We start from the raw sequence: 9986 nt of genomic DNA, 5'->3' as shown, positions 1-9986 counted from the left end.
AAAGCGGACAATTCATTTGCTACAAAAGCGGACAATTCTATTTACTCTTGACAGAAAAAGAAATGCTCCTTACCCTTTCAAGGGCGAGGAAGTCATCGTTGAGGCCCGTTGCTGTTCCAGCTTTAAACAGAATGGATTATTCGGAAAGAGCGGGCGTTGACAAAAGAGTAATGGAGTGTGTAAAATTGAAGTGGAAAAGGGGTATTGTAATTGCCGCGAAAAGATGTAAAAATATTAGGTAATCAATCTTAATTTCAGGTTAAAAGGGTTGCCTGTGCAAGAAAAGAAAAGGTTGCAAAAAAGGAAAGCGCGAGAAAAAAGGATCAGGTTACAGAGGTCTCAACAGGCAAGACAAATGGAATCAGATGGCCATTTAATCGAGGCCAACTTTGAATATCACAGAGGCAATCTCAAGACGGCCAAACACCATGTACAGAAGGCCATTAACCTCTACCCGGAGGGCACGACAGCCTATAGACTTTGGGGTCAGATATGCATGGACGAACTTGATTTCACCGGCGCGGTAAAGTGTTTTCAGGACATCTTAAAATTAGTGCCTACCGATCTGGAGGCAAAGTTCTTCCTGGGATACAATCTGATACGTCAGGGGTCTTGCGAAGAGGCGATTGATGCCTATCAGAAATTCCTCGAAGCAATAGAAGGGAAACGTCTCGATAAACGGGGGCGACAATTCAAGAATACCACACAGAAAGGGATCAGGGAAGCAAAGAGGATTCTCAAATTTCGCATAGACACGGTGAAAAGCCCGGACGGTAAAGAGCAGAGGGAAGGTACGGGCGTCCCTGTTGCTGCCCTGACACAACATTCAGAAAAAGAAACGCCACTACCAAAAGAGCCTCCGTTGCTGGATATGTCAGCCTTTCAGGATAAAAGCCTGGTCAACAAAGAATTGGATATAAAGATAAATTTTGTAGATGACGAGTTTCTCCAGAGGATTCCACAAGACACCTATCACTCATTTGAGGACTATAACCTCCTGTTCCATTATCATCGTCTCGGTCTGGTAAAGGAATTTGATGAGTTGCTCTGTCTGGAACACTTGCAAAGTGTGGATAAGTATTGGTATCAGATAGAAACGGTATCCAATGTCCTGAAGCGGTTCAGGGGAAGGGTACTGTTGGCTGATGAGGTTGGATTGGGCAAGACTATTGAGGCCGGGATGCTGATGAAAGAGTATCTCATCAGGGGGATGATAAAAAGGATAATCATCCTGACCCCTCCTACCCTAATTTCCCAATGGCAGGAAGAAATGCAGACAAAGTTTGGCCTTGATTTTTCTACCACAGAAGATGTTTCCTATCGGGATAATCCCCAGGATTTCTGGCAGGGACATGACCGCATTATCGCCTCCATCAATACGGCTAAGTCACGAAAGAATTTTGAGATCATAACCTCTCTGAACTATGATCTGGTTATCGTTGATGAGGCTCATTATCTCCGGAACAGGACAACCTTAAACTACAAGCTGGTCAATTCTCTCCGGAAAAAGTTCATTTTTCTTTTGAGCGCTACACCCGTGCAAAACAACCTCCTGGAATTGTACAACCTGATCACCCTTCTCAGACCGGGGACCCTCAGTACAGAGGCCGAATTCAAAAGGGAACATGTAAAACGGGGAAATCTGCGGGCGCCGAGTAATCCCGATAAGTTACGGGCGCTCCTGCGGGATGTGATGATCCGCAATACCCGCTCGCTGGTTGATGTCAAGCTGCCCAAGCGTTTTGCGACGACCTTTTATGTTGAACCCAAACCCGTGGAGTATGAGATTTATCAGGAGGTCAGCCGTTTTATCAGAGACTTTCACCATGGGAGGGAGGCGCCGCGGGAACAGTTTACCAGCCAGAATCTGCTCATGACGGCGGGAAGTTCCCCCTTTGCCCTGAGAGAGGCCATCCGCCATCTCCTGGAGAAGAGAGCTTCTGAAGATCCGCGTGGCTACCAGTCCCTGGAGGATGCACTTTCCGGGATCGGAAAGATTGACCGGACATCTAAAGGGGAGAAACTGATGGAGATCATTGGCCGGAATGGGGATAAAAAGATTATCTTCGTCAAATACATAAAGACTATGGAATATCTGGAAGGTCTTCTCTCCTCAAGGGGTTATCCTTACGCCCTGTTCAGCGGCGCGATGACATTACGACAAAAAGATGAAGCTATCGCAGCATTCAGGGATAATGTTCCCGTCCTTGTCAGTACGGAAACAGGTGGAGAGGGGCGAAACCTCCAGTTCTGCAATACCCTGATCAACTACGATCTCCCCTGGAACCCGATGCGTTTAGAGCAGCGGATAGGACGGCTCCACCGCATCGGCCAGCAGCGTGATGTCTATGTGTTTAATCTCTGTCTGGCGGGGAGTATTGAAGATTATATGATGAAGATCCTGGATGACAAAATCAACATGTTTGAACTGGTCATCGGGGAGATTGACACCATCCTGGGCAACCTCGAAACGGATAAGGATTTCAGCAACATTATCATGGACCTCTGGATCAATGCAAAGAATGATTCAGACCTCGAGAATTCCTTTAACAGATTGGGTGAAGAGATCATGACAGCCAAAAAGGGTTATGAAAAAACCAAACAATTAGATGAGATGCTTTTTGGCGACGATTATGAAGTTTGAGGAGACGGTCGTCTGAGGGGCTATGGATAGTCGGACGCTAGTGGCAAAAGTCCTGGAAAGAGAGGGCTGCCTTGTCGAGGGAAGGGATAGTCATCTCAAGGTCCTCTTTCCGGAGGTTCTGCAAAAGATGCTTTCCGTTGGCGAGATGGGAACCCTGGTGTTTCAAGGGAAAGGCGTCGGGCAGGATCATCTCCTTCAGGGGAGCGAGATTCTTGATTCCCTGAAACCTCTGATTTCTGCAAAGGGGTTACTGGCGGCGGTATCTTTTCCCCATCTGAAGCCCAACCCTAAGAATATCGAGGCATTGCTTACAAACAACCTGGCTGTGCAAAACGGCATCTTTCGCTTCGTAAGTTGTGAGATCAAACAGTGCAGCTATCTGCTGATGAACTTCCTGGTCAGCGCCGTCTCGGATACAAAGGCGGAACGTATTTTAACCGTTGTTCTCAATGGGCAGGCAGATACAGTCGCCCTGGGAATGGGAGAAAAGCTGAAAGATAAGTGGGAAGATGCCTCGTATGATCTGCCTGCTTCAGAGATTCCGGATATCTCAAGGACTCTGAAAAAGGGCAAGGCCGTTGCCGGTAAACTGTCGCTGGTCCAATTTCAGGACTTTCTGAAGAGTCTCAACAGGAGGCTTAACCGGGACCTGAAAAGGCTACAGGAGTATTACACAACCATTGCCGGAGAGATAGAGAAAAATATCATGAAGAAGGGATGCGGGGAAGAGGATGTCAAGCTGGGGTTATCTCGCCTGGAGGCAACAAGGATTGAGTGCCACAGAAAAATCAGGGATGTCTGCGACAGGTACGCCGTGGAAATTACGATAGAACCAATTAATGCCCTTCATATCTTTGTGCACGCTGCGGTTGCCCAGGTGTATCTGCAACGGCGTAAAAACAGGAAGCTTCGCGAGATACCTCTGAATCCAATAAGCGACAATCTGGAGTATCTGCTCTGCAGTAACTGCTACCAGCCAATCCTCAACTTTTACCTCTGCGATGAGATACATCCCCTCTGTGCTTCCTGCTGGCCTGCCTGTTCCCTCTGTAAGAAAACGTAAGAGCGGTTGGGATGTCTATATTCAGTCATAACGCCTCAGGCATAATGAGCATACAGGACAGGTCTGCCCGGATTATGCCTGAAAAGGCCCTCGTCACGGGTGAAATGGCCGAAATACGAACTGCCCACCCGGAAGAACAGACGTCCAGATACATCCCTTCCACGATCATCGGTGCCACACCCCACATTTTGTGTCATTATCTCATTGGCACACAAGGCCGTTCTTCTTATACTCCCACCGTCAAAAAGCAATAGCTTATCAAGCTCCACCACCATGATACACGGGCTCGTTAGCCTCCCGGCACGGTTCCGATGGTGCAAAACTCTGGATATGAGCAGACGGACAGCCACAGGCCATAGTTGCCTCTTTGGTTTCACCCGCCATTTTCTTTGCGTGCAGATGTTCCTCTACAGCTACCTCATCAAAATCATCCGCATCTCGTTCCACGATCCTGATGACGTCGTTCGGACATTCTCCCAGACAGGCTCCCAATCCATCACAGTATTTTTCCGAAATAAGTCTCGCCTTTCCATCCAGAATCTGAATGGCTCCTTCGGCGCAGGAGGGCATGCACTGCCCGCAGCCGTCGCACTTTTCTTCGTCAATTTCAACGATATTACGTTTGATCTTCATGTTTTTCTCCTTAAAACGCTCTTCGCCAGCTTGCGACCGCCTTCGGTAAGGAAGGCCTTTCCAATAAGGGAGGTCAGTTTCTCTGTATCCATGGAACCATCCTTCTTGTTCTCTTCCATATTCACAATCAGATCGGCGTCGTAGAGCACTTTGAAATTCAGCGTCTCCTGGGGTCTCGGGTGATGGTGGTGACCAACGATGTCGCAAACCTCTGCGACCAGTTCCTCGCCGGCTCCCAATTTCGAAAGAATCTCACGGGCAATGGGCGGCCCTTCCTCTTCTTGATAACGTGCCGCTGTACTCTGGTATTTCCACTCCGCTTCCTTGATGCCAATATCATGGAGATAGGCAGCGGATAATATCACCGCCGGATCTCCTCCTTCCTCTTTAAAAATTTCCCCTGCGTAACGGGCTACCCTGGAGGCATGGCCAATCCGCTTGAAGTCCTGTTTAAAATAGCGCTTCATCTCAATGGCGACGCGGTCCTTTAATAGATCATCTCTCTGAGCCGAAAGCTCCGGGGGCAGGCTCCCGAGGCATTGCTCGGCAAACTTGCAGTATGCGGCGCAACCAAAGTCCATCTTTGGGTTGACAAGCATTGTCCCGCACTTCTTACAACGGCGGGTGGCCTCGTCCTTAAAGAGCTCTACCGGATTACCACACTTTGTACACGCGGTTTCGAAGATCGCTCCTGGTTTCCAGTAACGGGTGTCCTGTCCCGGGCACTTCATAGTTGTTTCCCCCCCTTATTTTGATTTGTGTTATCCTTCGCTACAGAGTAAGCGGAGGACGCAATGGATACGAATATTAAATTCCTCAATTCCTTGATTTCTTCCCCTTTGCGTCCTCCATGGGAGATGGATGCGAACTCAGCCCAATATTGCCTTCAGATCCTCATCAGGTGTGGAGACTGGTTTAATGTCAAAGTTCTTCACCAGCACACCAAGCACATTAGGAGAAATAAAGGCCGGAAGGCTTGGGCCAAGGCGAATCCCCTTAATCCCCAAGTGTAAAAGTGTCAGCAGAATGGCCACAGCCTTTTGCTCATACCAGGAAAGGATCATAGAGAGGGGTAACTCGTTGGCCCCTATGTTGAATGCCTTTGCCAGGGCCACGGCGATCTGGATGGCCGAATAGGCGTCATTACACTGACCTATATCCAGTAGCCTGGGGATGCCTCCAATGTCGCCAAGATTTTTGTCGAAGAAGCGGAACTTACCGCAGGCAAGGGTCAGGACCACGCAATCCTTTGGCACTTTCTCTACAAACTCGGTGTAGTAATTCCGCCCCGGTTTGGCTCCATCGCAGCCGGCTACCAGGAAGAAATGGCGGATGGCCTTACCCTTGACTCCCTCAATTACCTTATCGGCGACACTCAGAACGGCATTGTGTCCAAAGCCGCACATCACCGACCGCCCGTTTCTATCTTCCGGGAAACCGGGCACGGAAAGGGCCTTTTCTATAATAGGGGCGAAATTCCTATCTTTAATGTGGACTACGCCAGGCCAGCCTACCATACCGGTAGTGAAGATATCCCCTTGGTAGGATTCCCTCGGTTTCTGTATGCAGTTTGTTGTCATCAGGATAGCCCCGGGAAAGTCTGCAAATTCTTTCGTCTGGTTTTGCCAGGCCGTACCGTAATGACCGTACAGGTGGGCATATTTTTTGAGGCCCGGGTAACCATGAGCGGGAAGCATCTCCCCATGGGTGTAGACATTGATACCCTTGCCCTCAGTCTGCTTCAGGAGCTCTTCCAGATCCTTGAGATCGTGCCCCGAAATGAGAATAGCCTTTCCCTTTTTGACCCCCAGGGGTACCGGTGTAGGGACAGGATGACCATAGACACCGGTATTGGCTGCGTCGAGGAGTTCCATTGCCCGGAGATTGGCCTTTCCGCATTTCAGTACCAGCCCCACCCAGTCATCAAGACTCAAGTCTTTCCTCATGGTAGCAGCGAGACCCTCGTGGATGAAGGCGTAAACCTCATCGTCCTCCTGCCCGAGTATCTGTGCGTGGTCTGCGTAGGCGGCAATACCCTTGATCCCGAAGAGCAATGTATGCTGGAGAGAGAGGATATCAGGGGTGATGGAAGGGTCTGATTTCAACCCCACCGCTTCCCCCTGTTTGACCAATCCCTCCACAGTTGCCGCTGCTTTAAAAGTAGCCGGACCATCCGGAAAATTGATGTTTCCACCCGCTGCCCTGACCTTCTCTTTGAGTTTTTCTCTCAACTCCACACAGCGATGGATCAACTGGACAATACGATTCGGATCAAAGTTTACGTTGGTCAGGGTGGCAAAGATAGCCTCGCATGTGAAGACGTTTACCTCTCGTTCATTTACACCCCATTTCCGTCCTTCCACGGCGTAGAGGGCGAGCCCATTGAGGGCATGGATGAGAAGATCCTGAAGGGCGGCAACTTCCGGTTGCTTTCCGCAAACCCCTACGTTTGTACACCCTTCACCTTTTGCCGTTTGTTCGCACTGGTAACAAAACATGACTTTACCTCCTTTTCATAGTTGATGGTTGTTTGGGATTTTAAAAAATGACTCCGCTCGTTTTTGTTGCAGTTAATTTAACCTTTTTGAAATTACATGCCTTGACTTAGGTCAAAGGGAAGAGAAATTTATTTGTGTTGTGACTTTATGGTATTGTCAAGCTATTCTTTTACAGTTATTAGGGGTTTTCTCTTGGTAAACCCAAATAAATGTTCTATTGTTTTTTGAAAATCTTAAAAACATAGCGCCATGAATTAGGATGGATTCGTCCGTACTGAAAAATGAGCTTATAAGACCCTGAAAATACTACGGGCCGTGGTTGAGTCGCTGACCGTATTTTTCATTGAATGGTCATCCCGTATGTTGTATAAATAGAACGGCCAAGAGCCAACATATTGGGGGGACTCAGACCATGGTCTATATTCTCTAAACCTTATTTTTCAGGGCGAACTAACTAAAGGGGAAGTGAGAGGTGACAATATTTGTTAGTAGGTGGGATTTCTGGCTATTCAGCCAGAGTTGGTATAGCCGAAATACTTCGGATATCATCCCAAAATGGGATAAAAAGCGAAGTAGTTCGGATGTGAACGAGATGGGCGGGGCAGATAGGTTTTAATGATACTTATGAGGAGTATATCAATAAAAATTCTGACCTCAAAGATGTTTACTTTTGCAATGTATTTTTACTTCATCAACCCTTCTATTCCCTTTTCGGTCTTTTTCAGGAAGGTTTTGATCTCCCGGATATTTCCTTTTTCCAACCCGCTTATCCCCTCCAGAGAGGTCCTGAAGACCTGCCAGCGATCCTCCAGAGAGGCAAAGAGACCTATAATTTCTTCGGCCTCTGGGGTCAATTCTGCCGCCCTCTCCTTGGGCGGAATCAGGGTGAGGGTTTCCAGCCAATGGGGGACTTCTACTTGAAAGGGGAAGGACTTCTGGATAATCTGGGCGAAAGCCAGACTGGCCGATTCCTCGCCATGAATAACAAAAACTTTAAGCCTCGGGTTTTTAAAATGTCCGATCCAGGTTAATAGTTCCTTTTGGTCGGCATGGGCCGAGAATCCGCCAATAGTGTGCACCTTGGCTCGCACGGCCACATCTTCCTGAAAGATCCGGACCTTTTTGGCCCCATCAACAATGTTCCGTCCCGGGGTTCCTTTGGCTTGAAACCCAATGATAACAATCTGGACGCCAGGCCGCCACAGATTGTGTTTCAAATGATGTTTGATCCTTCCGGCGTTACACATGCCGCTGGCGGCAATAATAATAGCCGGCCCTTGGTGACGATTGATGGCCATAGACTCTTCGGAAGTCCGGGTATAAACAAGTTCCGGAAAATCCAGAGGGCTGTCCCCTTGGGCAATGAGCCGGGTCGTATCTTGGTCAAGATATTCCGGGTATTTCTTGAAGATCTCCGTAGCCGCGATGGCCAGGGGGCTGTCCAGATAGACCGGAAGAGAAGGGATTTGCCCATTTTTCCGAAATTCATGGAGGAGATAGAGTATCTCCTGGGTTCGCTCCACGGCAAAGGCCGGGATGATAATCTTCTCCCTGGATTTGATCCCTTCCCGGATGGCGGACAGGAGTTCGGCCTTGCTTTCATCCACAGACTTATGCTGCCGGTTGCCGTAGGTGGATTCCACAAACAAAAAATCACCCTCCTCCATAACATCCGGGTCGTCCATGATCAACGCCTCTTTGCGTCCAATATCACCGGAAAAAACCACCTTGCCCTTCAGCCCTTGTTCTTGAAAACGTACTGTCAGGAAAGTGGAACCCAAGATATGACCGGCATTATGAAAGCAGATTTCAATATCCGGGCTGATCAGATGACACGTTCCTGGATCAATAGGCTGGAAAAAAACCAGGCTTCGTTCCGCATCTTCCATCGTGTACAAAGGTCCCACTGGTTTTTGTCCGGAACGGATATTTTTTCGGCTCTGCCATTCGGCTTCCATTTCCTGGATGTGGGCGCTGTCACGGAGCATGATCCGACAGAGTTCAAAGGTAGCCTTGGTGCAAACGATCTTGCCCTTAAACCCTTCCTTGACCGCCCGGGGGATCAGTCCGGAATGGTCAATATGGGCATGGGTCAACAGGATGTACTGGAGCGCTTGGGGCCGATACCGCCCCAGGGAAACATTTCTTTTTTCAATCTCTTTCCCACCCTGAAACATCCCGCAATCAACTAAGAAGCGGGTTTGTGCATTTTCTAACAGAAAACAGGACCCTGTGACAGTTCTGGTTGCTCCCAAACATGTTACTTGCATGGTAATTTGCCTTTCCTGTTCATTTGTTTAATGGTAAATTCAGACATTTAGACTGAAGTGTCCTAACAGTCTTCAGCCTATTCACCTGAGTAGTTACGTCTAATGAAAACCTATTTCTTGACAGTCTGGGGTAAATAATATAAGCAGATGGCAAAGAATTCAATAAAAAAGTAGGAACTTTCCTAACCCACGATGAGGATATCGCCATGGAATTAAAACCCGAACATCATGAGCATCAGTATGTCATTGATGAATTGACCATCAAGGACACCTGGCGCCTGTTTCGCATCATGGCTGAATTTGTGGACGGTTTTGAAGCCCTGTCGCAAATCCATCCGGCGGTCTCCATGTTTGGCTCAGCCCGGGTGCAGCCCGGAGATTCCGCCTATGATCTGGCTGTAGAAATTGCCCGTCTTTTGGTTAAAAACGGCTTCAATGTCATCTCCGGGGGAGGACCTGGGGTCATGGAAGCGGCCAACAAAGGGGCGGCCGAAGCCGGCGGCAAGTCCGCGGGTCTGAACATCCAACTCCCCTATGAACAAAAACCCAACCCTTATGCCAATGTCCGGCTTGATTTTCGCTACTTCTTTATTCGCAAGGTCATGTTTGTCAAATATGCCGTGGCCTATGTCATCCTCCCCGGCGGGTTCGGAACCCTCGATGAATTATCTGAAGCTATCGCCCTTATTCAGACCCGTCGGATCAAACCCTTCCCGGTCATCTTAGTAAACCGAAATTACTGGAAAGGTTTGTTGGACTGGCTGCGCAAAGTAGCCTGTCCGGAATGCATGATCTCTCCGGGGGACCTGGACATCATCCAGGTGATCGATGAGCCGGAAGAAGTCGTTCGGGCCATCAAGAAGATAATCATTTTATAA

Annotated in this window: 9 protein-coding genes; 4 read left to right on the top strand and 5 right to left on the bottom strand. The window is 48.6% G+C overall.

The window, feature by feature from the left end; genetic code table 11:
* The 3 genes from QMD03_05775 to QMD03_05765 form a co-directional block, all read left to right on the top strand.
* A partial coding sequence (locus tag QMD03_05775) for a hypothetical protein (protein MDI6776739.1) occupies window positions 1-242 on the top strand: 242 nt, incomplete at its 5' end.
* A 113-nt stretch (window positions 243-355) separates the two neighbouring features.
* Window positions 356-2644 carry an SNF2-related protein gene (locus QMD03_05770; protein ID MDI6776738.1) on the top strand — a complete coding sequence of 763 codons (2289 nt, stop codon included), beginning with the start codon at window positions 356-358 and terminating at the stop codon, window positions 2642-2644.
* Window positions 2645-2666: 22 nt separating this feature from the next.
* Window positions 2667-3707: a hypothetical protein gene (locus QMD03_05765; protein ID MDI6776737.1), complete on the top strand. Its 1041-nt coding sequence runs from the start codon at window positions 2667-2669 to the stop codon at window positions 3705-3707.
* 35 nt (window positions 3708-3742) lie between these two features.
* On the opposite strand, the gene QMD03_05760 is transcribed toward QMD03_05765, so the two are convergent.
* From QMD03_05760 to QMD03_05740, 5 genes are all read right to left on the bottom strand, one after another.
* Window positions 3743-3982, bottom strand: coding sequence for a hypothetical protein (locus QMD03_05760; GenBank protein MDI6776736.1), 240 nt, complete (start codon window positions 3980-3982; stop codon window positions 3743-3745).
* On the bottom strand, window positions 3966-4340 hold the full coding sequence (locus QMD03_05755) for a 4Fe-4S binding protein (protein ID MDI6776735.1): 375 nt from the start codon (window positions 4338-4340) through the stop codon (window positions 3966-3968). The genes QMD03_05760 and QMD03_05755 overlap by 17 nt, the downstream gene beginning before the upstream one ends.
* Window positions 4337-5071, bottom strand: a complete 735-nt coding sequence (locus QMD03_05750) for an HD domain-containing protein (GenBank protein ID MDI6776734.1) — start codon at window positions 5069-5071, stop codon at window positions 4337-4339. The genes QMD03_05755 and QMD03_05750 overlap by 4 nt, the downstream gene beginning before the upstream one ends.
* A 138-nt stretch (window positions 5072-5209) precedes the next feature.
* Window positions 5210-6838, bottom strand: coding sequence for a hydroxylamine reductase (gene hcp / locus QMD03_05745; protein MDI6776733.1), 1629 nt, complete (start codon window positions 6836-6838; stop codon window positions 5210-5212).
* A gap of 683 nt (window positions 6839-7521) precedes the next feature.
* Window positions 7522-9108: an MBL fold metallo-hydrolase gene (locus tag QMD03_05740; protein ID MDI6776732.1), complete on the bottom strand. Its 1587-nt coding sequence runs from the start codon at window positions 9106-9108 to the stop codon at window positions 7522-7524.
* A gap of 206 nt (window positions 9109-9314) precedes the next feature.
* Between QMD03_05740 and QMD03_05735 the strand changes: the two genes are divergently transcribed.
* Window positions 9315-9986 (top strand): TIGR00730 family Rossman fold protein, encoded by a 672-nt coding sequence (locus QMD03_05735; protein ID MDI6776731.1) that lies wholly within the window; start codon window positions 9315-9317, stop codon window positions 9984-9986.

This window comes from Syntrophales bacterium (assembly GCA_030018935.1).
In the GTDB taxonomy this organism is placed as follows: domain Bacteria; phylum Desulfobacterota; class Syntrophia; order Syntrophales; family CG2-30-49-12; genus CG2-30-49-12.
The sequence above is the reverse complement of the archived record's forward strand: the minus strand, read 5'-3'. Positions and strand labels throughout refer to the sequence as shown.

Coding starts and splice junctions, on each gene's coding strand:
- QMD03_05770 (MDI6776738.1), top strand. CDS start 356: ATGGAATCAGATGGCCATTTAATCGAGGCCAACTTTGAATATCACAGA.
- QMD03_05765 (MDI6776737.1), top strand. CDS start 2,667: ATGGATAGTCGGACGCTAGTGGCAAAAGTCCTGGAAAGAGAGGGCTGC.
- QMD03_05760 (MDI6776736.1), bottom strand. CDS start 3,982: ATGGTGGTGGAGCTTGATAAGCTATTGCTTTTTGACGGTGGGAGTATA.
- QMD03_05755 (MDI6776735.1), bottom strand. CDS start 4,340: ATGAAGATCAAACGTAATATCGTTGAAATTGACGAAGAAAAGTGCGAC.
- QMD03_05750 (MDI6776734.1), bottom strand. CDS start 5,071: ATGAAGTGCCCGGGACAGGACACCCGTTACTGGAAACCAGGAGCGATC.
- hcp (MDI6776733.1), bottom strand. CDS start 6,838: ATGTTTTGTTACCAGTGCGAACAAACGGCAAAAGGTGAAGGGTGTACA.
- QMD03_05740 (MDI6776732.1), bottom strand. CDS start 9,108: ATGCAAGTAACATGTTTGGGAGCAACCAGAACTGTCACAGGGTCCTGT.
- QMD03_05735 (MDI6776731.1), top strand. CDS start 9,315: ATGGAATTAAAACCCGAACATCATGAGCATCAGTATGTCATTGATGAA.